Source organism: Nocardia sp. NPDC058176 (assembly GCF_042883805.1).
Classification (GTDB): Bacteria; Actinomycetota; Actinomycetes; order Mycobacteriales; family Mycobacteriaceae; genus Nocardia.
Map to the genome: position 1 here is coordinate 1034454 of NZ_JBHVVA010000002.1, position 26947 is coordinate 1061400.

At 68.3% G+C, this 26947-nt stretch carries 25 protein-coding genes; 13 read left to right on the top strand and 12 right to left on the bottom strand.

Annotated elements, in window-relative coordinates:
- Nucleotides 1-25 precede the first annotated feature (25 nt).
- From ACFVVM_RS17340 to ACFVVM_RS17350, 3 genes are all read right to left on the bottom strand, one after another.
- Nucleotides 26-793, bottom strand: a complete 768-nt coding sequence (locus ACFVVM_RS17340) for an ABC transporter permease (RefSeq protein WP_387618779.1) — start codon at nucleotides 791-793, stop codon at nucleotides 26-28.
- Nucleotides 790-1758 (bottom strand): ATP-binding cassette domain-containing protein, encoded by a 969-nt coding sequence (locus tag ACFVVM_RS17345; protein WP_387618782.1) that lies wholly within the window; start codon nucleotides 1756-1758, stop codon nucleotides 790-792. The genes ACFVVM_RS17340 and ACFVVM_RS17345 overlap by 4 nt, the downstream gene beginning before the upstream one ends.
- A 110-nt stretch (nucleotides 1759-1868) precedes the next feature.
- Nucleotides 1869-2396, bottom strand: a complete 528-nt coding sequence (locus ACFVVM_RS17350) for an EXLDI protein (RefSeq protein WP_387618784.1) — start codon at nucleotides 2394-2396, stop codon at nucleotides 1869-1871.
- A gap of 167 nt (nucleotides 2397-2563) precedes the next feature.
- On the opposite strand from ACFVVM_RS17350, the gene ACFVVM_RS17355 reads away from it, so the two are divergent.
- Genes ACFVVM_RS17355 through ACFVVM_RS17370 form a run of 4 tightly spaced genes read left to right on the top strand, consistent with a single transcriptional unit; the run spans nucleotide 2564 to nucleotide 6982 of the window.
- Entirely contained in the window at nucleotides 2564-4279 is a 1716-nt protein-coding gene (locus tag ACFVVM_RS17355) for a thiamine pyrophosphate-binding protein (RefSeq protein WP_387618787.1), read from the top strand.
- Entirely contained in the window at nucleotides 4276-4935 is a 660-nt protein-coding gene (locus ACFVVM_RS17360) for an SRPBCC family protein (protein ID WP_387618789.1), read from the top strand. The genes ACFVVM_RS17355 and ACFVVM_RS17360 overlap by 4 nt, the downstream gene beginning before the upstream one ends.
- A gap of 8 nt (nucleotides 4936-4943) precedes the next feature.
- Nucleotides 4944-5957 carry a 3-oxoacyl-ACP synthase III family protein gene (locus tag ACFVVM_RS17365; protein ID WP_387618791.1) on the top strand — a complete coding sequence of 338 codons (1014 nt, stop codon included), beginning with the start codon at nucleotides 4944-4946 and terminating at the stop codon, nucleotides 5955-5957.
- Complete coding sequence (locus ACFVVM_RS17370; protein ID WP_387618794.1) at nucleotides 5954-6982, top strand: aminotransferase class I/II-fold pyridoxal phosphate-dependent enzyme; 1029 nt, start codon at nucleotides 5954-5956, stop codon at nucleotides 6980-6982. Before ACFVVM_RS17365 ends, ACFVVM_RS17370 begins: the two co-directional genes overlap by 4 nt.
- Nucleotides 6983-7743: 761 nt before the next feature.
- On the opposite strand, the gene ACFVVM_RS17375 is transcribed toward ACFVVM_RS17370, so the two are convergent.
- On the bottom strand, nucleotides 7744-7914 hold the full coding sequence (locus tag ACFVVM_RS17375) for a hypothetical protein (protein ID WP_387618796.1): 171 nt from the start codon (nucleotides 7912-7914) through the stop codon (nucleotides 7744-7746).
- A 406-nt stretch (nucleotides 7915-8320) separates the two neighbouring features.
- Between ACFVVM_RS17375 and ACFVVM_RS17380 the strand changes: the two genes are divergently transcribed.
- Complete coding sequence (locus ACFVVM_RS17380) at nucleotides 8321-9175, top strand: hypothetical protein (RefSeq protein WP_387618799.1); 855 nt, start codon at nucleotides 8321-8323, stop codon at nucleotides 9173-9175.
- 10 nt (nucleotides 9176-9185) lie between these two features.
- On the opposite strand, the gene ACFVVM_RS17385 is transcribed toward ACFVVM_RS17380, so the two are convergent.
- Nucleotides 9186-9593 carry an SdpI family protein gene (locus tag ACFVVM_RS17385; protein ID WP_387618802.1) on the bottom strand — a complete coding sequence of 136 codons (408 nt, stop codon included), beginning with the start codon at nucleotides 9591-9593 and terminating at the stop codon, nucleotides 9186-9188.
- Nucleotides 9594-9798: 205 nt separating this feature from the next.
- On the opposite strand from ACFVVM_RS17385, the gene leuS reads away from it, so the two are divergent.
- Both leuS and ACFVVM_RS17395 read left to right on the top strand, forming a co-directional pair.
- Nucleotides 9799-12645 (top strand): leucine--tRNA ligase, encoded by a 2847-nt coding sequence (leuS, locus tag ACFVVM_RS17390; protein ID WP_387618804.1) that lies wholly within the window; start codon nucleotides 9799-9801, stop codon nucleotides 12643-12645.
- A gap of 34 nt (nucleotides 12646-12679) precedes the next feature.
- Nucleotides 12680-12877, top strand: a complete 198-nt coding sequence (locus ACFVVM_RS17395) for a DUF5808 domain-containing protein (protein ID WP_387618807.1) — start codon at nucleotides 12680-12682, stop codon at nucleotides 12875-12877.
- 12 nt (nucleotides 12878-12889) lie between these two features.
- Here the strand turns inward: ACFVVM_RS17395 and ACFVVM_RS17400 are convergent, their stop codons facing one another.
- The 3 genes from ACFVVM_RS17400 to ACFVVM_RS17410 all read right to left on the bottom strand — a co-directional run bounded on the left by ACFVVM_RS17400 (nucleotide 12890) and on the right by ACFVVM_RS17410 (nucleotide 15269).
- The gene (locus ACFVVM_RS17400) at nucleotides 12890-13552 is read right to left on the bottom strand and encodes a hypothetical protein (protein ID WP_387618809.1); all 663 of its coding nucleotides are present in this window, start codon (nucleotides 13550-13552) and stop codon (nucleotides 12890-12892) included.
- Nucleotides 13553-13714: 162 nt separating this feature from the next.
- Nucleotides 13715-14503 carry a polysaccharide deacetylase family protein gene (locus ACFVVM_RS17405; RefSeq protein WP_387619260.1) on the bottom strand — a complete coding sequence of 263 codons (789 nt, stop codon included), beginning with the start codon at nucleotides 14501-14503 and terminating at the stop codon, nucleotides 13715-13717.
- A gap of 76 nt (nucleotides 14504-14579) precedes the next feature.
- On the bottom strand, nucleotides 14580-15269 hold the full coding sequence (locus ACFVVM_RS17410; protein ID WP_387618812.1) for an SDR family oxidoreductase: 690 nt from the start codon (nucleotides 15267-15269) through the stop codon (nucleotides 14580-14582).
- Nucleotides 15270-15472: 203 nt separating this feature from the next.
- Between ACFVVM_RS17410 and ACFVVM_RS17415 the strand changes: the two genes are divergently transcribed.
- Together ACFVVM_RS17415 and ACFVVM_RS17420 are read left to right on the top strand one after the other, a co-directional pair.
- Entirely contained in the window at nucleotides 15473-15973 is a 501-nt protein-coding gene (locus ACFVVM_RS17415) for a DUF6069 family protein (protein WP_387618814.1), read from the top strand.
- A 54-nt stretch (nucleotides 15974-16027) separates the two neighbouring features.
- A complete protein-coding gene (locus tag ACFVVM_RS17420) occupies nucleotides 16028-17368 on the top strand; it encodes an amylo-alpha-1,6-glucosidase (protein ID WP_387618817.1) in 1341 nt (446 codons plus the stop codon).
- Nucleotide 17369: 1 nt separating this feature from the next.
- Here the strand turns inward: ACFVVM_RS17420 and ACFVVM_RS17425 are convergent, their stop codons facing one another.
- Nucleotides 17370-18041, bottom strand: coding sequence for a pentapeptide repeat-containing protein (locus ACFVVM_RS17425; protein ID WP_387618820.1), 672 nt, complete (start codon nucleotides 18039-18041; stop codon nucleotides 17370-17372).
- 136 nt (nucleotides 18042-18177) lie between these two features.
- Here ACFVVM_RS17425 and ACFVVM_RS17430 point away from each other — a divergent pair, with 136 nt between their 5' ends.
- On the top strand, nucleotides 18178-18921 hold the full coding sequence (locus tag ACFVVM_RS17430; protein WP_387618823.1) for a glycoside hydrolase family 25 protein: 744 nt from the start codon (nucleotides 18178-18180) through the stop codon (nucleotides 18919-18921).
- Between the two features lie 60 nt (nucleotides 18922-18981).
- On the opposite strand, the gene ACFVVM_RS17435 is transcribed toward ACFVVM_RS17430, so the two are convergent.
- The 3 genes from ACFVVM_RS17435 to ACFVVM_RS17445 all read right to left on the bottom strand — a co-directional run bounded on the left by ACFVVM_RS17435 (nucleotide 18982) and on the right by ACFVVM_RS17445 (nucleotide 22576).
- Nucleotides 18982-21048 carry a PhoX family protein gene (locus ACFVVM_RS17435; protein ID WP_387618826.1) on the bottom strand — a complete coding sequence of 689 codons (2067 nt, stop codon included), beginning with the start codon at nucleotides 21046-21048 and terminating at the stop codon, nucleotides 18982-18984.
- Between the two features lie 172 nt (nucleotides 21049-21220).
- Nucleotides 21221-22021 carry a hypothetical protein gene (locus ACFVVM_RS17440; protein WP_387618828.1) on the bottom strand — a complete coding sequence of 267 codons (801 nt, stop codon included), beginning with the start codon at nucleotides 22019-22021 and terminating at the stop codon, nucleotides 21221-21223.
- 39 nt (nucleotides 22022-22060) lie between these two features.
- Nucleotides 22061-22576 (bottom strand): lipoprotein LpqH, encoded by a 516-nt coding sequence (locus ACFVVM_RS17445; RefSeq protein WP_387618831.1) that lies wholly within the window; start codon nucleotides 22574-22576, stop codon nucleotides 22061-22063.
- 181 nt (nucleotides 22577-22757) lie between these two features.
- Here ACFVVM_RS17445 and ACFVVM_RS17450 point away from each other — a divergent pair, with 181 nt between their 5' ends.
- The 3 genes from ACFVVM_RS17450 (at nucleotide 22758) to ACFVVM_RS17460 (ending at nucleotide 26946) form a co-directional block, all read left to right on the top strand.
- Nucleotides 22758-24083 (top strand): hypothetical protein, encoded by a 1326-nt coding sequence (locus ACFVVM_RS17450; protein WP_387619263.1) that lies wholly within the window; start codon nucleotides 22758-22760, stop codon nucleotides 24081-24083.
- A complete protein-coding gene (locus ACFVVM_RS17455; protein ID WP_387618833.1) occupies nucleotides 24083-25267 on the top strand; it encodes a hypothetical protein in 1185 nt (394 codons plus the stop codon). Before ACFVVM_RS17450 ends, ACFVVM_RS17455 begins: the two co-directional genes overlap by 1 nt.
- Before the next feature lie 167 nt (nucleotides 25268-25434).
- Nucleotides 25435-26946, top strand: coding sequence for a hypothetical protein (locus ACFVVM_RS17460; protein WP_387618836.1), 1512 nt, complete (start codon nucleotides 25435-25437; stop codon nucleotides 26944-26946).
- Nucleotide 26947 lies beyond the last annotated feature (1 nt).

Consider the following 26947-nt stretch of genomic DNA (forward strand, 5'->3'; position numbering starts at 1 on the left):
TCCGGGACCGCTCGACGCTTTCGGTCTACGCCGAGCGTGTCGACAGCCGTACCGACCAGAGGAAGCCGCCGGTCGCGATCGCGACGCACCAGGCCAGCGAGATCCAGCCGTTCGCGCCGATCCCGGTGCCCATCAGCAGCCCGCGCAGCGTTTCGGTGATCGGGGTGAAGGGCTGGTACTCGGCGAACTGGCGCAGCCCGACCGGCATGGTGTCGGTGGCCACCAGACCACTGCCCAGAAACGGCATCAGCACGATCGGAAACGGTGCGTTGCTGGCACTTTCGGGATTCGGCGAGAGCAGACCGAGCGCGATGGCCAGCCAGCAGAAGGCGAAGGTGACGAAGGCGAGCAGACCGAAGGCGGCCAGCCACTCGACCACGTTCGCGTTGGGCCGAAAGCCCATCAGCAGCGCGACCGCCGTCATCGCGATCATGCCCGCCAGCGCCTGGAGCAGCGCGCCGAGCACATGCCCGGTGAGCATCGAGGACTGCGAGATCGCCATCACCCGAAAGCGATTCACGATGCCCTTGCTCGAATCGGTCGCGATCGACACGGCCACCGAGACGGTCATGTAGGCGGGTAGCAGCAACAGCATGCCGGGCGCGAGATAGTCGATGTAGTTGCCGCCGGAGGACTTCTCCAGCGCGCCGCCGAAGACGTAGTTGAACACCACCAGCAGCACGATCGGCATCACGATGATGCTGAAGGTCATGCTGGGGTAGCGCTTGGCGTGAGTGATGTTGCGCCGCAACATCGTCATGGTGTCGGTGAGGGCGTAGGTCGGGGTGGTCATCGCAGCGACTCCTGCTCGGTGGTGGTGCCGGTAAGGGTGAGGAAGACGTCGTCGAGGTCGGGGGTGTGCACGGCGATGCCGCCCGCTTCGATGTCCTCGGCATCGAGCAGGTCGAGCACGGCGCGCACCGAGCGCACGCCGCCGTCACTGGGCACGGCGAGGGTGAGCCCGTCACCGCCGTCGAGCACCCGCGCGCCGGCGCCGAGTGCGCGGTGGGCGGCGGTGAGCGCGGCGTGGTCGGCGAAATCGATCCGGATGTGCCCGCCGGGGACGAGCCGTTTCAGTTCTGCCGCAGTGCCTTCGGCGACGAGGCGACCGTGGTCGAGGACGGCGATCCGGTCGGCGAGGTGGTCGGCTTCCTCGAGGTACTGGGTGGTGAGGAAGACGGTGACGCCCTGGTCGTCGACCAGGCCGCGGATGATGTCCCAAATGGCGCGGCGGCTGCGGGGGTCCAGGCCGGTGGTCGGCTCGTCGAGGAAGATGACCCTCGGGTCGCCGACCAGTGTCATCGCGAGGTCGAGCCTGCGGGTCATGCCGCCGGAGTAGGTGCTCGCCGGTTTGTCGGCGGCCTCCACCAGGTCGAAGCGTTCCAGCAGTTCGGTTGCCAGCCTGTGGGTTTCGCGCCGGGGCAGATGTTCGAGATCGCCCATCAGGTGCAGGTTCTCGCGACCGGTCAGCAGTTCGTCGACGGCGGCGAACTGCCCGGTGACGCCGATCAGCGCCCGCACCTTCGCGCGGTCGGCGCGCACGTCGTTGCCGCCGACGGTGAGCTCGCCCGCGTCGGCGTCGATCAGCGTGGTGAGGATCTGCACGGTGGTGGTCTTGCCCGCGCCGTTCGGGCCGAGCAGGGCGAAGACGGTGCCCTCGGTGACCGTGAGGTCGATGCCGTCCAGGACGGTGTGGTCGCCATAGGATTTGCGCAGGCCGCGTGCGGTGATGGCGGGTGCCGATTGACCGTTGACCATGGTGGTCGTTCCTTCCAGATTTCATCAATTACTGCGAATATGTGCATGAGTTATCGACACAACCCCCTCGGGGGGCTGCGGTGCGTGTGGGTATGTGGTTGTGGTCGGGGCTAGATGTCGAGCTCCTCGACCTGTGGATGCGCGGTGATGTCCTCGACCTTGCGGTACAGCTTGTCCGGGATGCGGCCCTTCAGCGCCGCGAGTTCGTCGACGATCTCGTACTCGTAATCGCCCCAGTCCCATGGCCGGTCGCCGATGCCGAACATCCGGCGCCAGTACTTCCAGTCCTTCATGTCACCGGCGGCCTCGCCGGTGGGATAGTCCTTCCACAGCGCGGTGTGGGTGTGCAGCACGAACTTGCCCTTGCGGCTGCGATAGACCTTTTGATCCAGCACCCGCTCCTCGCCGACATCGCGCATTTCGCCCAGCAGGGTGCCCTGGAAGCGCACCTGCCGCACGCCGTCGCGACCCACCTGCATGGTGATCTCCTCGAACCCCGCCTGACGCCCCTCCTCGAGTTCGATGAGCCGGCGCAGCGCGGTGACGACCGCACCGGAGAGATTGCCGCCGACGAGTTCCTGCGCCCGCTGGAACAGCGGGAGATCGTCGTCGGCCACGTAGATCGTCTTGTTGGGCATGAAATGACTATACGTAGATGTATACGTACACACAAGGGGTGAATATCGCCCACCCTGTGAACCCACTCCCCGGCCACGCCGTATCCCTCGTGTAGTCGACGATCCGTGTGCCGGATTTCCGCTGTTCACCGCGACCGCCGACGCGTACTCGCGCCAGAGGAGGACCGATGCCGGACAGAGTGGTCGACCATCTGGTGCGCGCGGTCGCCGACCTGGGGGTCACGCACATCTTCGGCGTCGACGGCGCCAACATCGAGGATCTGTACGACGCGATCTTCGACGCGGGCGGACACCCGGCCGGGATCATCGCCAAGCACGAATTCTCGGCCGCCACCATGGCCGACGGGTACGCGCGCAGCACCGGCGGGCTCGGCGTGGTCGCCGCGACCTCCGGCGGTGGGGCGATGAATCTGGTGCCCGGGCTGGCCGAGTCCTATACGTCGCGGGTGCCGGTGCTCGCACTCATCGGCCAGGCCCCCACCGCGCTGGAAGGTCTTGGCGCCTTCCAGGATTCGAGCGGACTCGCCGAATCAATCGACGCGGCCGTGCTGTTCACGACGATCAGTCGCTACTGCGCACGAGTCACCGACCCGGCCGAACTGCCCGCTCAGCTGACGGCGGCGATCGCAGCAGCTCGCAGTGGTGGACCTGCGGTGCTACTGCTGCCCAAAGATGTTCAGCAGCAGTCGATGCCAGCGGCTGCTGTGGCGCACGGTCGGCGCCCGAACCGAACGCCGCTCTCGACAGAGGTCGCCGCCGCAGCCGATTCTCCCGAGCCCGGCGAGCGCCTCACGACAATCGCCGAGGAACTCGCCGCCGCTCGTGCGCTCGGCAAGGTGGTCGTCATCGCGGGTGACCAGGTGGCGCGCGACGATGCGCGTGCCGAACTGGCCGAGCTGGTCACCGCGCTGGACGCCACCATCGGTGTAGCTCCTGATGCCAAGGACGTCTATCCCGCGACCGGCCCCGGATACGGCGGCGTCGCGGGCAGCATGGGTCATCCCGAACTGATCGCGGCACTGGAATCGGCAAGCGCCTGCCTGCTCGTGGGCACTCGCCTGCCGGTCACCACCCGGGCCGGTCTGGAATCGGCGCTGACCGACCGGCCGCTGCTCAGCCTCGGTGTGCTGGAGCCGTACCTGCCCACCATCCATGCGCCGAGCACCGACCTCGCCGCCGACATCACCCGGCTGCTGGGGCGGCTCGATCCGGCACCGTCGAGCACGTCGGCGAGCACGCCCACCCCGCTACCGGTACCCGAGGCATCGGGCCCTGGCCTGCGGTATCGCACCGTCGTCGAGGCCATCCAGGCCGCGTTGCCCGCGCGCGCGGACATCTTCGCCGACGCGGGCAACACCGGCGCCGCGGTCGTGCACCACCTGCGGGTGCCCACAGGCGGACGGTTCGTCGTCGCCCTCGGCATGGGCGGGATGGGATATGCCTTCGGCGCGGGCATCGGCTCCGCGTTCGCCCGCCACGCCGCGCCCGACGGTCCGCACCGCACCATCGTGATCGCGGGTGACGGCGCCTTCTACATGCACGGCATGGAGATCCACACCGCCGTCGAACACGACCTGCCCGTCACCTTCGTGGTGTTCAACAACAACGCGCACGCCATGTGCGTGACGCGCGAACAGCTCTACTACCGAGATCGCTACAGCTTCAACCGTTTCCGCACCGCGCATCCGGGAGCGGGGATCGCGGCCATGTTCCCCGGGCTGCCCGCCCGCACCGTCACCGCATCCGCCGAGCTCGCCGACGCGCTCCACGACAGCTTCACCGCCCGGGGTCCCGCCTTTCTCGAAATCGTCTGCGACCCCGACGAAGTCCCGCCGTTCCTGCCGTTCCTGTCGACCATCGAATCCGCGAGGAGCCCCCAGTGACCACCAGCGCCCTGCCCGCACTCAGCGACATCCCGGAGGAGGTGGTGCCCGGCGTGCTGCGCATCGAGAACTCCGACCGGGAGGCGACCACGCCGATCATCATGGACATGCTGCGGTCGGTGTATCCGCACGACCAGATCTTCGGCGAGTACTGCCCGGTGCAGACCTATATCGCCGCGCCGCCGCGCGAGGTCTTCGAGTATCTGGCCGACACCCGCTCACTCGAGGAATGGACCTACAGCCTGCGCGGTTTCACCGAGACCGAGGAGCCGGGCCTGTGGCTGTCCTATGACCGGCTGGGCGATTCGACCAAGTGTTTCACCCGCACCGTCGCCCATCCCGACGCGATGACCGTCGACTACCACTGCGCCTGGGACCAGTCCGCGCACCTGTGGATGATCTATCTGATGCGGGTGGTCGACGCGCAAGTGGTGTTCGACAAGCCCGGTTCGGTGGTGCTGTGGGTCAACTGCAAACACCCCTTCTACGACGAGAACGGTTATCCCGAAACGGCTCCGCCGAAGCGACCGGTCTGGGTCGGCGATTTCTGGGAGATGTTCTCGGCCGGACACCAATTGGAGCTGGACAACCTCAAAGCCATCTGTGAATACCGTGCGGCGCACGGGCTTCCGATCAAGCCGGAGTGGATGCGGTGAATTCCCCCATGCCCCAGGTGAGTCTGGTCGACATCGCGAGCTATCTGCCCGGCGACCCGGTTCCGACCGACTACTTCACCCAGTACTCCCGGTCCGAGCGGATGGCGAAGAACGTGATGTTCCGCTCGCCCACCGGCCGTCACCACATCGCCCGCGACGAAACCGCCGTCGACATGGCCGAACAGGCCTTCACCGCGCTGCGCGAACGCCACGGCGACGGGCTGGCCGCCGAACTCGACATCATCATCACCCACACCCAACTCCCCGACAATCCGGTACTCGGTGCCGGTCCCGAACTGGCCAGACGGCTCGGTGCGCGCCCCGCCCACGTCCTCGACGTGCACAACGGCGGCTGCGCGGCCTTCGTGCACATGATGTCGCTGGCCCGGATGATCATGGCGACCAGTGCCGCGAAGACGGCGCTGATCGTCGCCGCGCAGAACTGCGCGGGACCGGTGTTCACCCAGCCCGAGATCCGCAAACTCGCCCAGGCGCCCGTGCCCGGGGACGGGTGCGGAATCGGCCTGCTGCGCAAGGACGATTCGGCGCCGATCCTCGACATCGAGTGCCGCACCTATCCCGAATTCGCGGGCGACATGGACTTCTCGACCAATGGGCCGCGCAAGTACTGGGAACCGGGTGAGGGGCAGGGCTGTGTGAGTTTCACCGAATCGAAGATCACCAAGGTGTTCGCGCGGGGCAATCGGCTGGTGCCGGAGGTGGCGCTGGCAGTGTGCGAACACATCGGGGTGAAGGGCCGCGACATCGATACGTTCGTCACCAATCAGCCGAATCGGCTGTTCCTGCGCAATTGGCACGATGCGCTGGAGCTGCCCGCCGAACGTCATCCCGACACCTTCGATCAGTGCGGAAACCTTTTCGCCGCGGGCATTCCTGTGACGCTCGACGCGGAGAACCGCGCGGGCCGGTTGCGCAATGGCTCGGTGGTGCTGCTGTCGGCCTTCGCGCACGCGGGCGATTTCGCCGGCGCGGCGGCGATCCGGTGGGGTGCGGCGCGATGAGTGTGCTCGTCGAACCGACCATTCCCTCACAGCGGTTTCGCGGTTCCGCCCCCGCGCTGTTCGATCTCGGGCTCAGCGAGAACCCTTTTCCACCACTGCCTTCCATCATCAGGGCCGTGAACGCGACGATCGGCCAGGCGAACAGATACCCGGAGTTCCTGCCACAGCAGTTGCCACGGATCATCGCCGAGCAGCTCGGGGTCGCCGCGGCGGAGGTGGTCGTCGGCGCGGGTGCCACCGGTGTCGCCATGCAGGTGATGCGGACCCTCGGCGATGGCGAACTCGTCACCAGCACACCGACATTCGACGGGTATCCGCTGATGGCGGAGATGGCGGGCCTGTCACTGGTGCCGGTACCGCTGGACACCGCCGGTGACCAGGACCTGGCCGCCCTGCGCCGCGCGGTGACCCGCCGCACCGCGCTGATCGTGCTGTGCAGGCCGCACAATCCGACCGGCACGGTGCTCGACGCGAGCGCCGTGCGATCGTTCCTCGCCGCCGTCCCCCGCCGGGTACCGGTGCTGCTCGACGAGGCCTACGTCGAATTCCTCGCCCCCGCCGACCGTCTCGATCTCCACGCCCTGCTCCACCGGCACGCCAATCTCCTGATCCTGCGCACCTTTTCGAAAGCATACGGTCTGGCCGGCCTGCGGATCGGCTACTGCGTCGCACGCGGCAAGCTGATCGAACGAATCCGCGCCCAGCAATTGCCCTTCGGCATCGGGACCGCGGCGGTAGCCGCCGTCCGTGCCGCCTACGCCGCCGACGACGAACTGCGCACCCGCGTCACCCGCATCAACACCGAACGCGAAGCCCTGCGCACCGCACTTCACGCCTGCGGCATCGACGCCCCGGTCAGCCACGCCAACTTCCTCTATCTACCCGGCCCGGGCGTAGCCACCGCCCTGCGCCGCGCAGGCATCCGTGCCAAGTCCTACCCCGACGGAAGCGCCCGCATCACCGTCGGCGACCCCGCCGCCGGACGCGCGGTGTACGCGGCGTTGCGCACCCTGCGCGAACCCTGACACCGGTCAGTCCCCGCCACCGCCGCCCCCGCCTCCGCCGCTGTCCGAGCCACCGGACCAGACGCTGCTGGAACCACCGTCACTGTGCACGGACGTCCCGCCCACACCGAACACCGTCACCCAAGCAGTCGGCCGCTTCCACCCCCCGGCCTGACGAACGGAGCCTGCGCGCCGAACCAGATCACGCCCTCCGAGCGCCCCCAGCACCACCGCGACAACCAGCAACGGAACACCCGCCATCGGCGCCTGCCCCACCGCGATTCCCCCGACAACAGCGAACAACAAACCTGCTACGAGCAACATGTCGACCTCCCCCGAGTGTCCTCAATTCCTTTGTACCCCCGCCACCCCCGAAAGCCACAGGTCAATTCAGCTCCCGCTGCCTCCGCCCCCACCGCCGCAGCCGCTGGACCCCCCGCCGCCACAGCCGCTCGATCCGCTACCGCCCCAGTCCGAGGAACCACCACCGGATTCGCCGGGGCCGTAGCCGTCGGCCCCGTCGGACGCCCGCCAGTACCGACGACGGTTCCGCCGCGACCCGTACCCGGAGCGAGCGGCGGAGCCCGTGTGACCGATGAAGTCGTAGGCCCCGGCGATCAGCAGAATCACGCCGACGACCAGGAGCGGAACCCCCGCCATCGGCGCCCGCCCAACAGCGGAAACCCCGATGACCACCAACAACAAACCAGATACCAGGAACATGTCGGTCTCCCCCCGTGTTATCGATTCCCTCGTACCCCGTCACCCTGAGAACTGCCCCCTCATCGCTCGGTCCGCCACAGATGCGCGGCGAATCCGAGGGTGATCACCCCGATCCCGATGGAGGCGTATCCGGGTATGAACACCTCGTCCCCACCATTGACCAGCATCGTCACGCCCGCCCCGATATCGCAGATCCCGATGATCGCGACGAGTCCGATGACAATGTGCATGTCGACCCCCCGAAGTGCACAAGCAGAAGCAGTCCCCACTTCTGTTGTACCCCAACGCCACCGACCGCGGGCAACAGTCAGATCACGGTAGATTGCCTCGGCCGAAACATTTTTCGCTCCGGGGGGACAAGTGCACAGATCGATTCAGCGGCCGAGGCCGGCGGGTACCAAGCCGCGACGTCGCAGGTGGGTTCGTCTGCTGGTCACGGTCGTGGCGACGGCGGGTATCGCGGCGGCGACCGGATGCGCGACGAAGGTCGACGGTCACGCGCTGCTACCGACCATCCCGATCGACGGCGACTTCTTCTCCGGAAAGCTGGCCATCGACCCCGCCACCCGCACGTTGTACGCCGCCACCACCGGACGCGCCGACAGTGACCGCCGCAGCTACGTTCACAAACTGTCGGTGATCGATACGACCACGGACACACTCGTCGACACGATCGTCCTTCCGGTATACGCCTCCGACATCGCCATCGACTCGAGTACACGCACGATCTACATCGTCAGCGCCGTGGACCGCCAGACCGACCATGGAATCCTCACGGTGATCGACGGCGCGACGAACACCATCCGAGCGCAGATATCGGTCGGCACGTATGCGCTGCGGGTCGCCGTCGACGAAACCACGCACACCGCTTACGTTCTCGGCAACGTCAAGGGTGGTTTCGAGGACGAACGCGGAGCCGTCTACAGCAGCGTCGTCTCGGTTGTCCCCGAGGGGAGCGACTCGGCCAGCACTGTGGTGCCCGTCTCTCCGCACTATTTGCAAGACATCGCCATCGACCCTGGCGCACAGGTCGCCTACGTCGTCGGGACCGAGGTAGAAGCGATCGATCTGACCACGCACTCGCGCCAGAATGTGCCCTGGCCATTGCCTGATGCGTCACAGGCCGAATTCGACCCGGACACCGAAAAGGTCTTCATCCTGAACAAGAAGGGCGGGATCGCCGTCCTCGATCCAGCCACCTCGACGGTCACCGATATCTATCTGGGCTTCGGAACGGACAAGGACGCCAGTGGACTCTCGATCACCTACAAGGCGGCGTTTGATCCCACGGCACAGGCCGTCTACACCCTCAGCGACGGGCTCGAGGGCGCGGATGACCGGATGCGGGTCACCGACATGGCGACCGATGCGGTGGCCAAGACAATGGCACTCGACGAACCGCGCGATCTGGTCGTGGATCCGGAAACTCACACCTTGTACGCACTGGTGAAGGGTGAGGTCGTGATCCTTCCCCCACCAACACTCCGGTGACCCGGCAGACTCAGTTCGCCGGGGCGCAGGTCGCGCGCAGGGAGCACCCACCGCAGGAGGAGCCGCAGCCACCGACGGGGGCGGGGGGCATCAGGGGCTCGACGGTGCGGGCGGCGGCGTTCGCGCCCGCGCCGAGGGTGAAGATGGCGACGGCGGCGACCAGGACGGCCACGCCGAGGGCCGCGAACCCGCCGACGGCCAGGGCCACCAGCCCACCGGCGAAGAGCAGGAAGCCCGCGCCGACCGAGGTGGGGGCGGCGATGCGGTTGGCGATGCGGAAGTTGTCCTCGCTGTGCAGCGCCGCTTCGGTGGTGACACCGACGAAGCGGTTGCGGGGCAGTTTGCCGATCAGTCCGAGCACGCCGGTCGCAACGGCGACCGCGGCCAGCGCGAACAGCAGGAGAGCGACGACGACCATTCCTGCAGGCTAGCGCACCCGCGACGACACCGGAATCGGCGCTCCCCACCGAGGTGACCGCCCCCACACCGGTGCGTGCCCGGCCCCCGACCGGGTACGCGCCGCCCAGGCCGCAGTCTCGGCCCATGGGAAATCCGATACCGTCGACGTTCTACCCTGTTAGACGATGTTTACCGGGGATCGGCGAGAACAAGAAGGCAGGACCGTGCAGGACACTCGTACTACCGAGAGTGACGTACCTCAGCACCGGTACAACGCCGAGCTGGCTGGGCGGATCGAGCGGCGCTGGCAGCAGAACTGGACCGAGCGCGGCACGTTCCACGCGCCCAACCCGGTCGGCCCGCTCGCGGGCGAGACGCCTGCCGACAAGCTCTTCATCCAGGACATGTTCCCGTTCCCCTCGGGCGCGGGCCTGCACGTCGGCCATCCCCTGGGCTACATCGCCACCGATGTGTTCGGCCGCTACCACCGCATGCACGGCCGCAACGTCCTGCACGCGCTGGGCTACGACGCCTTCGGCCTGCCCGCCGAGCAGTACGCCGTGCAGACCGGCGCGCACCCGCGGGTCACCACCGAGGCCAATATCGCGACCATGCAGCGTCAGCTGGACCGCCTGGGCCTTGGCCACGATCCGCGCCGCTCCTTCGCCACCACCGATCCCGAGTACTACCGCTGGACACAGTGGATCTTCCTGCGCATCTACAACTCCTGGTATGACCAGGAAGCCGATCGCGCCCGGCCGATCGCGGAGCTCGAAGAGCAGTTCGCGGGCGGCGCGCGCCCGGTGCCCGACGGTGACTGGAACACGCTGACCCCGGCCGAGCGCGGCGCGCTGCTCGACTCGTATCGCCTGGTGTACCAGTCGGATTCGATCGTCAACTGGTGCCCGGGTCTCGGCACGGTGCTGTCCAACGAAGAGGTCACCGCCGACGGGCGCAGCGAGCGCGGCAACTTCCCGGTGTTCCGTAAGCGCATGTGGCAGTGGATGATGCGGATCACCTCCTATGCCGATCGCCTGGTCGACGACCTGGACACCCTGGACTGGCCCGACAACGTGAAGTCCATGCAGCGCAACTGGATCGGCCGATCCCGTGGCGCGCAGGTGCGTTTCGACGCGCCCGAGGGCGAGACCATCGAGGTGTTCACCACCCGTCCCGACACCCTGTTCGGCGCGACCTACGTGGTGCTGGCCCCCGAACACGAGCTGGTCGACAAGCTGACCGCCGCCGCCTGGCCGGACAGCACCGAGGCCCGGTGGACCAACGGCGACGCGGCGACCCCGGCGGAAGCCGTTGCGGCCTACCGCAAGTCGATCGCGGCGAAGACGGATCTGGAGCGCCAGGAGAACAAGGAGAAGACCGGCGTCTTCCTCGGTTCCTACGCGACCAATCCGGCCAACGGCAAGCAGGTGCCGATCTTCATCGCCGACTACGTGCTCAGCGGGTACGGCACCGGCGCGATCATGGCCGTCCCCGGCCACGACGGGCGCGACTGGGAGTTCGCCACCGCGCTGAACCTGCCGATCGTCGAGGTGATCGCCGGCGGCGACATCACCGAGGCCGCCTGGTCCGGTGACGGCGAGCTGGTGAATTCCGACTTCCTGAACGGTCTTTCGGTCGACGAGGCCAAGGCGACCATGATCGGTCACCTCGAGGCCGAGGGCCACGGCACCGGCACGGTCCAGTACAAGCTGCGCGACTGGCTGTTCGCCCGGCAGCGCTACTGGGGCGAGCCGTTCCCGATCGTCTACGACGCCGACGGTGTCGCGCACGCGCTGCCGGAATCCATGCTGCCCGTGGAACTTCCGGAGATGGAGGATTTCGCGCCGGTCACCTTCGACGCCGACGACGCGAACTCCGAGCCGTCCCCGCCGCTGGCCAAGGCCACCGACTGGGTCAACGTGGAACTCGATCTGGGCGACGGGCCCAAGCAGTACCGCCGCGACACCAATGTCATGCCCAACTGGGCGGGCAGCTCCTGGTATCAGCTGCGCTACGCCGACCCGACCAACGCCGCGACGTTCTGCGCCGAGGAGAACGAGAAGTACTGGCTGGGCCCGCGTACGGCCGAGCACGGCCCGAACGATCCGGGCGGGGTCGACCTGTACGTCGGCGGGGTGGAGCACGCGGTGCTGCACCTGCTGTACGCGCGGTTCTGGCAGAAGGTGCTCTTCGACCTGGGTGACGTCTCGGGCAGCGAGCCCTACCGCCGCCTGTTCAACCAGGGTTACGTGCAGGGCTTCGCCTACACCGACTCCCGCGGCGCGTACGTGCCCGCCGCCGAGGTCGTCGAGCGCGACGCGAAGTTCTTCTGGACCGGTCCCGACGGCGTCGAGATCGAGGTGGCCCAGGAGTACGGCAAGATCGGCAAGTCGCTGAAGAACGCCATCTCGCCCGACGACATGTGCGATCTCTACGGCGCGGACACCTTCCGCTTCTACGAGATGTCGATGGGTCCGCTGGACACCTCGCGCCCGTGGGCGACCAAGGACGTCGTCGGCGCGCACCGGTTCCTGCAGCGCGTGTGGCGCCTGGTGGTCGACGAGGAGACCGGCACGGTGAAGGCCACCGACGCCGCGCCCTCGGACGAGACCCTGCGCCTGGTGCACCGCACCATCGCCGGCGTCGACGAGGACCTGGCCGCCCTGCGCGACAACACCGCGGGCGCCAAGCTGATCGAGCTGACCAACCACCTCACCAAGAACTACCCCGACGGCGCCCCCCGCGCCGCCGTGGAACCGCTGGTGCTGATGCTGGCCCCGCTCGCCCCGCACATCGCCGAGGAACTGTGGGAGCGCCTCGGCCACACCGCGTCCCTGGCCCACGGCCCCTTCCCGATCGCCGATCCCGCACTGCTGGTGGCGGATTCGGTGGAGTACCCGATCCAGGTGAAGGGCAAGGTCCGCAGCCGCATCCAGGTCCCCGCCGACGCCGACCCCGCCGCCATCGAGGCCGCGGCACTGGCCGACGAGAAGGTGGTGGCGCTGCTCGAGGGCAACGCCCCGCGCAAGGTGATCGTGGTTCCGGGCAAAATGGTCAACATCGTCCCGTGAGCCGGGAACCCGTCCGACGTGAGGAGCAGCACCGATGACTGAACCCGACGACGCACGGGTACCCGCACCCCAGGGCACCCTCGCGGGCATGCCCTACGACTGGCGCCGCCCCACCTGGTCCCGCGTCAAGGCCCGCGCCTGGAACCCCGACGACCCCCGCCTCTTCACCCCGAAAGCCTTCGGCTGGGGCTACGACCTCAACCTCTACCGCCTACTCCACTGGCGCCGCTGATCGGCAGGGCACCTAGGTGCGCCGTCGACAGATGGCGGTGACTTGTTCTCGTGCCATGAGCCACGCGGCCGCGTCGGGCGCGATCCACCCGGCCAACCGACGCGCGTCGTCCACCGTCTGGAGCAGATCGTAGGCGTGAATCGGCTCGTGGTGGGCGACCCGATTGCGCACCTGGTGCAGGTTCTTGAGACACCGCTCGACCTGTCCTCGTCTGCGTCGGATGTCGGGGTTCCCCAGCGGGAACGCCGCATGCAGACCTGGCACCCAGATCGATGCGTGATAGCGCGATGTCGCCAGATACCGCCAGAAGCCGAAAGACAGTTCGGCGATGACCTTTCCGTGCGCCTCGGCGGCGTGGCAGCGAGAACAGCGCTTTCGAGCCTCCGCCAGATCGATGTCACCGCGACGATCCAGCGGAACGTGATCGAACCATTCGAGTGTCCAGTGTCGACGCTTGGACCACCGGGTCAAGGCGCCGTCCATCGCGTTCCTGGTCAGGACCTCGGTACGCGCGATCAGTGCGAAAACAGCGGCAGAGGCGTCGGAGTTCCACTCATATAGCGTCAGGGCCGAGTCGAGATCGGGGGTGGCTGCGAGATACGAACTCAGGCGCTGGTGGCTGAGCAGGTCGGCAACGACCTCGGCTCGCCATCGCACCGTCGCGTCACTTGACATTGCCCCCACCCGCCCCTAGCGTTGCTCGAGAAGACCCCGGAACGATCCCTGACTACGGTCACATCGCCGGGGTTATTTCTATGCCCAACCCCTGCGCCATCAGGTGATAGCCGATAACTATCGGAAGTTATACCAGATCGGGCGAAGGACGGGCAGTTCTACTCAAACCTGTACCTGCAGTACGTCGTTCAGGGTGACCAGGGACAGGTTGCGGTCGCGGATGATGTCGACGAGTTGGCCGTAGCAGCGGGTCACCGGGGGGAAGTTGGCGTGGCCGATGATGATCGTCTGGGCGGCGAAGTACTTGTGGGCGCACTCGATCAGGTATTGCTCGGTGATCAGGCCGGAGTCCGAGAGGGAGCCGTACCACATGGTGGGGACGGTGTAGCCGAGGTCGGCGGCGACGCGGTCGACGGCGGCGTTGTGGTAGCCGAAGGGTGGGCGGTAGAAGGGGGTGCCGTCGACGCCGAAGGTGTTGTGCAGGAAGTCTTTTGTGCGGCCGAGTTGGCTCGCGATGCCGGTCGCGTCGAGTTTGGTGAGCGCGGCGTGGTCCCAGGTGTGGTTGGCGAGCTGGATCTGGCCCGAGTCGACCAGGGGGCGCAGGGCGTCGCGATGGATGGTCCAGGATTCGTAGTAGCCGGTGACGAAGAAGGTGAAGCGGGCGCCGGTGTCCCTGGCCCACTGCACGTAGGCGCCGACCACCTCGGGGCTGGCGCCGTCGTCGACGGTGAGCGCCATGCTGGTGCCCGCACCGGGCAGGGCGGTGATGGTCTGAGCCGGGATGATCGTCTTCGGCCCGCCGGGCGGCGGCGGGAGCAGGGGCTGGACCGGGGGCGGTGCGACGGGCGGTTCGAGTATCTCCCCACCTGAACCCGCATTCATGGTCTCGCCGCCCGCGGTCGCGCATCCGGTCAGCGCCACGGCGGTACCCGCGGCCAGCAGCGTCAGCATCCTGCGTCGATCCACTCCGAACCCCTCTTCGAAACGGGTGCTCCTCGGTCGACGACCAGGGCACGAGCCATACAGCTCAGTATGGTCGCAGCACGATCTCCGTCGGGTGCGCATCGCGTGGCGTGTCGAGCGCCGTCCGCACCGCCCCCGCCACCGTTTCCGGGGTGAGGAACTCCTCCGGCCGGTACTCGCGCCCCTCGCCCGCGATGATCTCCCGCTGCATGTCGGTGTCGATGCGGCCGGGGAAGATCGAGGTCACCCGGATGTTCGGCTCCTCGAGCCGCAGCGCGTCGGCGAAGGCGCGCAGCCCGAACTTGCTCGCCGCGTACGACGCCCACCCCGCGTTCGCCCGCAAGCCTGCGCCCGAATTGATCAGCACCACATGCCCGTTCGCGGCGCGCAGCGCGGGCAGCAGCACCCTGGTCAGCTCGGCGACCGCGATGAGGTTGACCTCGAGGGTGGACCGCCACTGCTCAACCGACGACTCGGCAACGGTGCCGAGGTCGGCGATGCCCGCATTGTGGACCAGCGCGTCGAGTCGCCCGATCGGCTCGGCCGCCGCGGCGACGGCCGGATAATCGGTGAGCGCGACCGGCCACCCCGTCGCGCCCGGCAGTTCGGCGAGAATCGGCGCGAGCGCAGCACCGGAACGCGCGCCGAGCAGAAGATCATGCGTCGCAGCGAGTTCCCGCGCGATCGCCGCACCGAGCCCCCGACTCGCCCCCGTGATCAACGCCGTCGGAGCAGGACTACTGGTCACCGTCATCCCTCCACGCTATCGGGCACCATCAAGATCATCAGGCTCTGGTGGCGTTCGCTTCTCGGCCGATACTCGCATGGGAGCCTGGTGATCAACCGTCCAGCACGGGATTACAACCGATTCCGGCAAATCGGGCGGAAGAGGGGCTGGTGGGCGACTCCTGGGGCGTTTTCGCGCTGATCAGCGGCACTCGCTAGTACCGTCGAAGGATGACCGATCCCCGGTACAACTACGGACCAGCGAACCCGCAGTATCCGCAGCAGGGGCAGCCGCCGAAACCGTCGATCAACATGGGCAAGTTGTGGGCGGGCGGTGTCGGTACCGCGGTCGTGGCGGCGCTGCTCGTCGTCGTGGCGATCATGTTGGTGCGCGGGGTGCTCGGCGTCGCGATCCTCGCGCCCGAGGGCGCGGGCACCTACGGCACGGTGTCGACCACGTCCTACGCCCTCGCCGCCGCGGGCGCCGCGCTGCTGGCCACGGCCCTGCTGACCGTGCTGCTGGCGCTCATGCCGAGCCCGCTGACCTTCTTCACCTGGATCTGCCTGCTGGTCACGGCCGTGGCGGTGATCCTGCCGTTCACCCTGGTGGCCGATCTGGACGCCAAGATCGCGACCGCGGTGATCAACCTGCTCATCGGACTCTGCATCACCACCATGCTCAGCTCGGTCGGTTCGGCGGCGCAGAACGGGCCGCGTCAAGAGGGGTACTGACCGTCACAGCCCCGCCGAGATGCCACCGCGTCCGGACCGCAGCAGAATAGGGAGATGACGGACCCAGGTTTCACCTCGACGCAGCTCGCGGCGCGCGCCGCCTACCTCCTGCGCGGCAACGACCTGGGCACGATGACCAGCGCCGCGCCCCGGCTGTATCCACACATGTGGAGCTGGGACGCGGCGTTCGTGGCGGTGGGGCTGGCACCGCTGAGTGTGGAGCGGGCCGTCGTCGAACTCGACACGCTGCTCTCCGCGCAGTGGAAGAACGGGATGATCCCGCACATCGTCTTCGCCAACGGCGTCGACGGCTATTTCCCCGGGCCCGCGCGCTGGGAGTGTCGCAAGCTGGCGGCGAACGCGCCCGACGGCCCCGACACCTCCGGGATCACCCAGCCGCCGGTGCACGCGATCGCCGTCCAGCGCATCCTCGACCATTCCCGCAGGCACGGGCGCTCGACCCGGGCCGTCGCGGAGGAATTCCTGAACCGCCGCTGGCCGGATCTGGTGCGCTGGCACCGCTGGCTCGCCCACGCCCGCGACCCCAAGGAGACCGGGCGGATCACGCTCTACCACGGCTGGGAATCCGGCATGGACAACTCGCCGCGCTGGGACCGCGCCTACGCCAATGTGGTGCCCGGCGCCGATCTGCCGCCCTACCGCCGCGCCGACACCGCCGTCATCTCCGACCCGACCCAGCGTCCGAGCGACCGCGAATACGACCGCTACCTGTGGCTGGTCGAGCAGATGCGCCGGGCGAACTACGACGACTTCCAGCTCACCTCGGTGATGAGCTTCGCCGTCGAGGACGTGTTCGTCTCGGCGATCTTCGCGCTGGCCTGCGAGGTGCTCGCCGACATCGGCGAGGAGTACAAGCAACCGCACTCCGACGTGCGCGAACTGCACACCTGGGCCGATCGCTTCCGCCAGGGCGTCGTGGCCACCGCCGACGAACGCACCGGCGCCGCCCGCGATTACGACGCGCGCCTGCAACGCTGGATCAGCACCGAGACCCTGGCCATGTTCGCCCCGCTGATCTCGGGCGGCCTGCCCCGCCACGCCGAACGCGCCCTGCTCAACACCTTCGAGGGCCCGCGCTTCTGCGGCCACCCCGACCTGCGCTACGCCCTGCCGCCCTCGACCTCCCCGGTCTCCGGCGACTTCCGCCCCCGCGAATACTGGCGCGGCCCGGTCTGGCCGGTGATGAGCTGGCTGTTCTCCTGGGCCTTCGCCCGCCGCGGCTGGGCCGAACGCTCCTACATGCTGCGCGCCGAGGGCCTGCGCCAGGCCAGCGACGGCAGCTTCGCCGAGTACTACGAACCCTTCACCGGCGCCCCCCTGGGCAGCATGCAACAGTCCTGGACCGCCGCCTCGGTCCTGGACTGGCTGGGCTGAATCAGCGGTCCTGTTCCACCACGATGCCCAGTTCGCGGGCGAGGGTGGCGGCGAGGGATTCGAGGTCGCCGCCCTGGATGGTGGCGCCGCGCAGGGCGGTGAGGCCGGAGACGGCGGTGAGGTCGCAGTCCTCGAAGCGGAGGTTCTGCTGGGGGCGGGCGTCGTTGAAGCGGGCGGCGGTGAGGTTGCAGCGTTCGAAGCGGACATTGCGGAACTCGGTGCGCTGGAAATCGGCCTGGCGCAGGTCGCAGTCGCGGAAGACGACCGAGCGCAGGCGGGATTCGGCGAAGGAGGCCAGGTCGGCGCGGGTCGATTCGATCAGCACGTCGCGCAGCACGCCCGCGGTCCAGGACAATCCGGTGATCCGGCCGTGTTCGATCACCGTCTCGAACATCGAGGAGTCGTCGGCCTGCACGTTGGCGAGATCGCAGACGCGCAGGGCGGATTCGGTGATGGTGGCCTGGCGCAGTGTGCTCGGGAAACGCACGCTGTCGAACAGGCAGCCCTCGAAGCTCGCGCCGTGGACATGGGCTTCGGCGAAATCGGCACCGCGATACTCGACGTCCTCGACGGTGCCGTCGTCGGCCGGATCGTCGGCGGGCGAGACCGCCGACCGCACCGAGCCCAGCTTCGCCACCGCCGGTTCGAACCGCATCTCACGCTTGCGCGCCATCGCCCACCACTCCCGTCATCCGATGTCGGCACCAAGATACGGGCAGCCACCGACGGCTTTCGGTTGGACAACTATTCGCAGACACCCCATCGACACCACTGGCCACAGGGCCAGCGACTGACTACGGTCGAGCGCCATGGACATCGACCGCTGGAGTTCGACTGTTCGCCGCGGGTGTACCGCGTTGTCACTGGTCGCGGTGGCGGCCTTCGTGCCCGCCACCGTGGCGGCCGCGCCGAGTGGGCCGGACGTGTCGTCCTGGCAGCACGTGGACGGGCGGATGATCGACTGGCACGCCGTGCGCGCGGCCGGTCATCAGTTCGCGATGGTGAAGGCCACCGAGGGACTGCACTACTTCAACCCGTATTTCGTCGCCGACAGCGTGCTGATGCGCACCGCGGGCGTGGCGCGCGGCACCTATCACTACGCGCGCCCCGAACTGCCGCCAGAACCGCAGGCGGCGATGTACGCGGCGACCGTCCTCGGCCAGAACGGCCCTCTCGATCTGCCCCCGGTACTCGACCTGGAGGTGTCCGGCGGACTGGCTCCGCCTGAGCTGATCGACTGGACCCACCGCTACCTCAACACCGTGCAGGCCCTCACCGGCCGCACGCCGATCATCTACACCTATCCCCACTTCTGGAAGACGGCGATGGCCGACACCAACGCCTTCACGCGCTACCCCCTGTGGATCGCCGACTACAGCGGCAACGAACACCCCGAGGTCCCCGGCGGCTGGCCGCACTGGACCTTCTGGCAGACCACCGACCGCGGCAGTGTCCCCGGGATCAGCGGCGGCACCGACGTCAACGTCTACAGCGGTGCCCAGGGTGATTTCGCGCGCTTCGCCAACATGTCCGGACTGTTCGGCAGCAGCTAGGACGACGAAACCGGTACTCGCCCAGTCGAGTACCGGTTTCATCGGCAGATCGGTTGTCGGCTACACGCCGATGCGACCGCCGTTCTTCTTCCAGACGACCGCGATGGACGGGCGGGGCTGGCTGGTGCCGCCGTCGGGCCAGTGCGACATCGGGTTCTCCGGGGTGGCGTCGTCGGACTCGCCCGGATGCTGGACGGCGACGATGACGCGCTGTTCGGTGACGATCGGCCCGCAGGTCTCGGCGCCACGCGGGACGGTCAGGAACTGCTTGGTCTCACCGCGGTTCTCGCCCTCGAGCACCACCGAGAACAGGCCGTCGTTGGACTTGAGCGCATTGCCGTCGGTGGAGATCCACAGGTTGCCGTACGGGTCGAAGGCCAGGTTGTCGGGGCAGGAGATCGGGCTCACCTTGGACTTGTCGAACCCGCCGAAGTAGGTGTCGGCCGCGGCCGGATCGCCGCAGACCAGCAGCAGCGACCAGGTGAACTTCGTGCCGGTGTGGTCGTCGTCGATCTCGAGGACCTGGCCGTTCTTGTTGAGGTTGCGCGGGTTGGCCTCGTCGGCGGGGGCCTTGCCCTCCTCACCACGGTTGGCGTTGTTGGTCAGCGCGACGTAGACCTTGCCGGTGAACGGGTTGGCCTCGAAGTCCTCGGGGCGGTCCATCTTGGTGGCGCCCACCTTGTCGGCCGCCAGCCGGGTGAACACCGCGACCTCCTCGGCGGAGAAGCCGTCGACGAGCGACTTGCCCTTGCCGTCGGCGCCGGTCTCGAGGATCGGAATCCACTCGCCGGAACCGGTGAAACCCTTGTCGGAGGGGACCTTTCCGCTGCCGTCGATCTGATCCGGGTGGTCACCGGACAGCTTGGCCACGTACAGGGTGCCCTCGGCGAGGATCTTCATGTTCTCGCGACGGCTCGCCGCGCCGACGCCGGACTGCACCTTGCGGGCGGAGACGAACTTGTACATGTAGTCGAAGCGCTCGTCGTCACCGGAGTAGGCGACCACGTCGCCGCCGGAGGTGACGTAGATGTTGGCGCCCTCGTGCTTGAAGCGGCCGAGCGCGGAGTGCTTGACCGGCGTGGACTCCGCATCCCACGGGTCGACCTCGACGACGTAGCCGAAGCGGTTGACCTCGTTGGGTTCCTGGGTCAGATCGAAGCGCTTGTCGGCGCGCTCCCAGAAGTACGGTGTGGCGCCCGCGACGAGCCCGTAGCGCTTGAGGCGCTTCACCGCGTCGGGATCGGTGACCTGATCACCGTGGGAGAAGTACTGATTGAAGTTCTCCTCACCGGAAAGGATGGTGCCCCAAGGGGTCACACCGCCGGCACAGTTGTTGAGCGTGCCGAGCACCTTGGTGCCGGTGGGATCGGCGGAGGTCTTCAGCAGATCGCTGCCCGCGGCCGGACCGGTGACGGTGAACTCGGTCGACGGGGTGATGCGGCGGCTGTACTTGCCGAAAACCGGGGTGAGCTCGCCCGATTCGGACTTGCCCCGCACCTCGATCACGGTGAGACCGTGCGCGGCGAGCGTGATCGCGATCTGCTCGTCGGTGGGGTTCTCCTTGTCGTACCCGCGGAACATGTGCGGGGCGGTGGTGTACTCGTGATTGACCACCAGCAGGTAGCTGTTCGCCTGGCCCTCGATGGGCAGCAGCGCCGCGAAGTCGTTGTTGTAACCGAACTGCTTGGCCGCGGCGCCGGCGGTCTGGTTGTCGAAGTCGAAGGCGGGGGCGTCCTCGAAAACCGGGTCACCCCAGCGGATCACGACGGACTGCTCGTAGCCGTCCGGGACGACAAGGGCGTCCTGGGTGTTGGGCGCGACCGCGGTGAAATCGGTGCCGGTGCCCGGCGTTCCCGCGGGCGTGCTCGGCGTTCCGGTAGACGACACCTCGTCGTCACCGCAGGCCGCGAGCGCCGAGGCCGCGCCGACCGCGAGTACCGCCGCCGCACCGCCCTTGATGAGGCCGCGCCGGTTGAGCGAGCTGACGATGTCACCGAAATACGCTCCGGTGGAGCTGTTCGGTACTTCGTGGAAGCACGCGTTGCCGCATTTGTATTCGCAGGTCACGGCGGCACGCGAGGAACGGCCGTCGTGATTGACGAAGAGGGCGAGTGGTTTGAGACTCACGATCACTCCTGACTCGAGCTGACGGCCGCACGGTAAACGGCGCAAACCAGTCGGAGGAAAAGGCCGGATGAACAACCGACCAATTAGGTAACCCTCAGTTTGCCGGTGGCACACCACGACCGCGGCCGGGTCCGCGGGTGGACATCGCCACCCGCGGACCCGGCCGGGGACTTCACGCGTTGACCGGCAGTGCGATCACCACCTCCTGCTCGTTGCCGGGCAGGTAGCGCACCTGAATGATGCGGCCGATCTGGACATTTCCGATCGCCGACGGCGGCAGGTACTTGTCGGCGCGGGTCTCGAAGGTGGTGCCGTCGGGGCGGGTCACCACCAGGCCGAGAGCGACCTCGGTGTAGCCGCCGCGGATGCGGCCCGACACGTCGAGACTGCGCACCACCGCCTGCGCGGCCAGTCCGCGTTCGGCGATGTCGAGCTTGCCGCGGGTGGTGATGCCCTTGCGGATGAGCGACTCGTTCATCGCCCGCTGCGCGGCACCCGCGTCACCGGAGCGGTCGACCTCCACCTTGTCGGTGCGACCCGGCAGATACCGGACCGGCAGCACCACGCCGGGCTGCAGCAGCGCCAGCTCGGTGAGCGGCACGATCATCTTGGCCTGGGAATCGAAGACCTTTCCGTCAGCTCCCTCCACCCGGAACTCGATCCTGACCTGCGGCTGGTCATTGACCGAGACCCCGGTCTGACGGAATGCGGTGACGGTGCCGATGCCGATCTCGCCGTCGCGGAACTCGCCGCTGTTGCGGCCGGTGAAGGCCTCGATGATGCCGTCGCCGGTGAAGGCGAACACGATCGGGACGATGGTCAGCGCGATGATCGGCAGCGCCATCTGCGGGCCGACCCAGCCGAGCGTGCCGCCGGTGAACTCGTCGGGGGTGTAGGTGAGGCCGTAGTAGAGGTAGTAGCCGATGGACAGGACTCCGAAGGCGACCGCGGCCGCGCGGATCTTGGATTTCACGATGTCTCCTCGATGGGGTGCGACCGGGTCGCGACGGGGTCAGGCGCCGACGATGGTCGAGCAGGCGAAGGTGACGTCGAACTTCACCGTCTCCGGGCCGGCCAGCGGGTTGGTCAGGTCGGGGGCGCTCACGCCCTCGCCGGTGACCCGGAAGGTGTTGCCGTCCTTGCTGAGCTGGGCCGAACCGCCCGGCGCGCCGTTGCCGTAGCCGACCGCGTAGGGCAGTCCGTTCGCGCCGCCCTGGCTGCCCGCGACGGCGACCGCCTGGACGGTGTCGCCCTGGATGGAGGCGCTGACCGAGAGGGTGCCGTAGGTGGCGTTGGCCGTGTCGGTGAGCGCGAGGGCCAGGATGCCGCCCTGCTCGGCACAGGTGGTCTCGAACTTCGCGTCGAACTCCTTGCCGTCGACGCTGGCGGTGGAGTTGCCCGCTGCCGGGGCGGTGCTGCCCTGGGTGGGGGTGTTGCTCGGGGTGGCGGTGCTGCCGGAATCGCTGCAGGCGGTGACCATCAGCGCGGTGGCGGTGGCGGCGAGGGCGGCGATCAGCTTGGTGTTCATAGTGGTTCCGTTCTCTCGGTGTGAGCCGGGTCGGTGACCCGTTGAGAGAAAGGTAGAAATCCCCGGCGCCCTACCGATCCCAACTTTTGCCGGTGGGCACACCCGGGGTCACAGGGCCGAGAACCGCGGCGCCAGCCGCAATGGATACAGCTAGCCTGGTCGAATGCGGAGGTCTCGCGCCATGGTGCTCGACGAGGTGTGGCGCGGGCTCGACGGGGTCGGGGCACTGAGCGGGCCACAGGGTGGGCCGCTGCGGCGCACCGTGAAGCTCATCCTGGATCCGCTGGTGATCCGGCCGATGCAGCATCCGGCGTGCGCGGCGACCGTGCTCGATGCCGATGGCAGCGCCCTGCTCACCGCGCTGGTCAACGCGCGCGCCGATGTCCTGCGCGACTGCGCGAGCTGGTTCACCGTGCTCAAGCAGGTTCGGCGGGCATTGCGGATCACCGAGGGCAATGCCCAGGACCTGTACTTCCAGCGGTGCTTCGAGCTGGCGACCACGCATGGTGCGCCCGAGGGTGAACGCGGGCGGGCAGTTGCCGAGGCGATGCTACGGGAGGTCCACGAGAGCACCGGCGGGCGCACCACCGCAGCCTTGAAGAGCCATGTCACCGAGCCCGGTCGTGCCGCCGAGCTGAACCAGCTGCTGGAGCTGGCCTGGGGTCGGCGACCGCTCGCCGGCTACGGCGCACGCGATCGGTCCGCCGAGTTGTCCGAACTGCTCGACGCCTGCACGCTGGCTCGCGACGGCGACCCCGCCGACGCCGGGGTGCTGTTCGACGAGCTGGTCCGCGATCAGGCGGGCACCCATCGCGGGATCGCCCTGTGGAATCCGCAGCCCGCCCACGGTGCCGACGACCTCGGGCTCACCGTCCACCCCGCCCCGGTCCGTCCCGCGCTCGGCGCCGCCGCCTCCACGGCCAACCTCGCGCTGCCGCTCGACCGGACCGTCTACGAGCGGGTGTTCACCGTGCTCCAGGGCAGCATCGACCGCGTGGATCTACCCGAGATCCCGGAACTGGTGACGACGGAGATCTCCCGCAGTTGTTCGCCCTGGGGATTGCTGGACGAATCGTTGCGCGTCGCCGCTGCCGCGGGTTGTGAACTGGCGCTGGGCCTTTCGCCGATCGGTGGTCCGACAGCGACGGGCGGGCAGGCCGACGGCGAGGGCTGGGGCTCGCGGGCGCATGAGGTGGTCAACGGGCGGTGGCGGCGGGAAGGGTACGTCTTGCAGGCACGGCGGTATGCGGTGCACTCGGTCGACGGGGTGGGTGGGCCGCTGGCGGTGGTTGCCGCTGAGTTGCGGACACCGTGGCGGCCGTATGTGCGCCGGCTGTGGGTGCGGCTGCACGGGCGGGACGTGCGGGAGTTCCCGGTGTACGAGCCCGGGGAGCTGTGGAATCTGCTCGACGGGGTGGCGCGGTCGGTGATCCTCGATCACCGGACCCGGGTGAAACAGGCGCTCACCGCCGAGCCCGCCACTGTTCCGGAAGCGAGGGCCAGCTGATGACGACCGTCCACCTGCGCCGCGCCACCCTCGGCCTGCTGACGCTGGCCCCCGATGACGCGCCACTGGTCATCGATGCGGGTCCCGCGCTCGACACTCTCGTCCTGGAAGTCGCAGGCGGACACCTGAGTTGGAGCCTGCTCGCGGGACAGGAATTCCCGGCTGCCGTCCTCGACGACCCGGACTCGGCGCAGGACTGGCTGTGGGCCGTCTACGGCGAACCCGTCGCCCTCGCCGTGGCCGATAGTTATCCCCAGGAGCTCACAGCCACCCCCGCCCGCCCCGAACTCGCGACCGCACTACGCCAACTCGCCTACGCCCACTGGGCAACCCGCTGGTGGCCCGCCTCGACCCTCGACGCGATCCCCACCCTCGATCCCCGGCTCCTGAACGACGAGATCACCACCCTGGCCGAGGCATGCGAGATGGCGCTCGGCGATGCCGAATCGGCTGAACGACAGGGCCTCTCGGACAATCGAAACGCCATGATCGACCCTCCGCAACGATCGGCGGATCCGAAGACGCCGCGGGAATCGAACGGGACCGAGCACCAAAGGTGGCCGATCCGCCCCGGGGCTGGGGGTCCCGGTGGCGGCGCCGACCCCCATGACGGACCCGGCTCAGAGCAGATAGCCAGCGAGCAGCGTTCCCGTGCTGAGGATTACGCGCTTGCCGCAGGCGGTGCGGGGGCGACCGGCGGCGGGCTGGTGCTCGCGCGGGGCAGTAGTGGTTGGGATTGGCGGCGGTGTCCACCCGGCATCGTCGACGCGAGCGAACACGCGGTGTCGTGGCAGGTGACGCGCGCGAGCGGGGTGTCGACTGTGCAGGTGAGCGCGGTTACGGCACCGGACTGCGCGCGCGAGGTTCCCGAGTACCTCCGGCCGTATGCGCAGGTCGTCGGGTCACCGGCGGCGGATTCCGGCGGCGGATCCGAGCGATACACGGTGCCGCTACAGCGACGCGGAGACGCATGGGTCGGCTCGGTGCAGGCTCCGGGAGCAGTCGAAACAGGCTATGAAATCAGCGTTTTCGTGCCTGGTGTCGGTCCAGAGAACCCACCCGGTGACGAATCGCCCATGCGGGAGCGAATCCGCGCCTACGTCCGTCAACGGCTCGCCGGCACCGGAGACGACCGGCTACTGACCGCCGAAGCGTCGGCCGCGGGCGAGGATCAGGACTTCTGATGAGCGCGCCGCCGCCGGACACAGCCAGCGGGAACTGCGGATCCACGGAGTGTGCGGCTCTGCGCATGGAGCGGCGGGCGCACGGGTGGGTACGGCTCCGTGCCGGGACCGCGTCGACCATGCACAATCGTCCACACACCGTGTCCCCATCGATCGGGAGCAGTTGAATGGCAGCCACCGGGAGTAGGTCCGACCAGGACGACGCGCAGCTCACCGCCGGATACGAGGCGTATCAGCGCGGCGAGGTGGCGGCGGCGCTCGAGATCTTCCAGGGAGCGGCGGAGGGGGCGTCGCCGCGGTTGCGCAGTGCGGCGCTGATCAATGCGGCGAGTATGGCCGATGAGCTCGGTGAGCATCGGCGGTCGGTGTCGCTGTTCCGGACCGCGCTCGCGGAGATGCCCGAGGACGCGGCGCATCAGCGGCCTGCGGCCCTGGTCAACCTGTCGCAGGCGCTGCAGCATCTGGGTGAGCTGGACGCGGCACAGGAGGCGCTGGAGCAGGCGCGTGCGCTGCTCGCCGACGACGCCGATCAGGGTTTCCTCCGGGTCGCCTGCCTGCTGTCGCTGACGGCGGTGGCGCTGCATCGTCAGCAGTGGGCGAGGGCGGCCGAACTGGCGAACGAATCCCTCGGTGTGACCGAGCGTTTCGCACCCGAGCTGGTGGGTCACCCACTGGTGAATCTGGCGGCGAGTTCGTTCGAGATCGGCCGGCGGGAGCTGGCGCTCGACTTCGCGCGACAGGGTTTGGCGGCATTCGTCGAGGCGGGTGACGAGGCGGCGGTGGCCGAGACGCAGCAGAATCTGGCCATCATGCTGGTCCGGGCCGGGCACTACGACGAGGCCGAGGCGCCGTTGCGTGCCAGTCAGCAGTTCTTCGATCGCGCGGGATTGGGCCACCGGTCCGGGATCGGCGCCAAGACAGCGGGTTTCCTCGCCGAGGGCAGCGGTGAACTCGCCACCGCTCGTTCGGCTTACCAGCGGGCACTGGACTACTTCGAGGCGACCGGCGCCGTCTTGGATGCCGCCGACGTCCGCCTGCGCCTGGCCACGGTGGCCTGTGCGGAAGGCGATCTCCCGCAGGGTGAGGCCCTGCTCGCCGAATCGTTCGCGGTGTATTCCGCGCACGGTCTCGGCATGCACTGCGCCCAGCTGGACTACTGGCACGCCGAGCTCCTGCACACCGCGATCGAGCAAGCGCCACAACCGGATCCGGACCTGCTCGCCCGCGCGGTCGACCTCGCCGTGCCCGCCGCCCTCGCCATCGATGCGGTGCGCCACACCCTGCCCAACGGCAATCAACGCGAACACTGGCATCGCGCCGTCGCCGCACCGGCCATGCGCCTGGCATTCCACTGCGCCGCCCTCGCCGGTGATGGACAACTCGTCGCCGACCTCGTCGACAGCCAGTGCGCGGGAACAACACTCGACCTCACCAGCATCGACGAGACCAGCACTCCCGCCCTCGAATTCGAGCTCCTCCACCCCGCACCAGCCGAGACCTCGCACACCGCACTGCACCTCGGTACCGCCCTCGCCGATGTCGCCGCGGCCGCTGGCGTCCCCGTCGCACCACCGCCACGGCTGCTCGACGACGGTCGAATACTGCTGTCGGACTTCATCACCCACGCCGAACTGCGCTACGGCCGCCCGGTCCGCGACAACCGGGTGATCACGCTGTGAA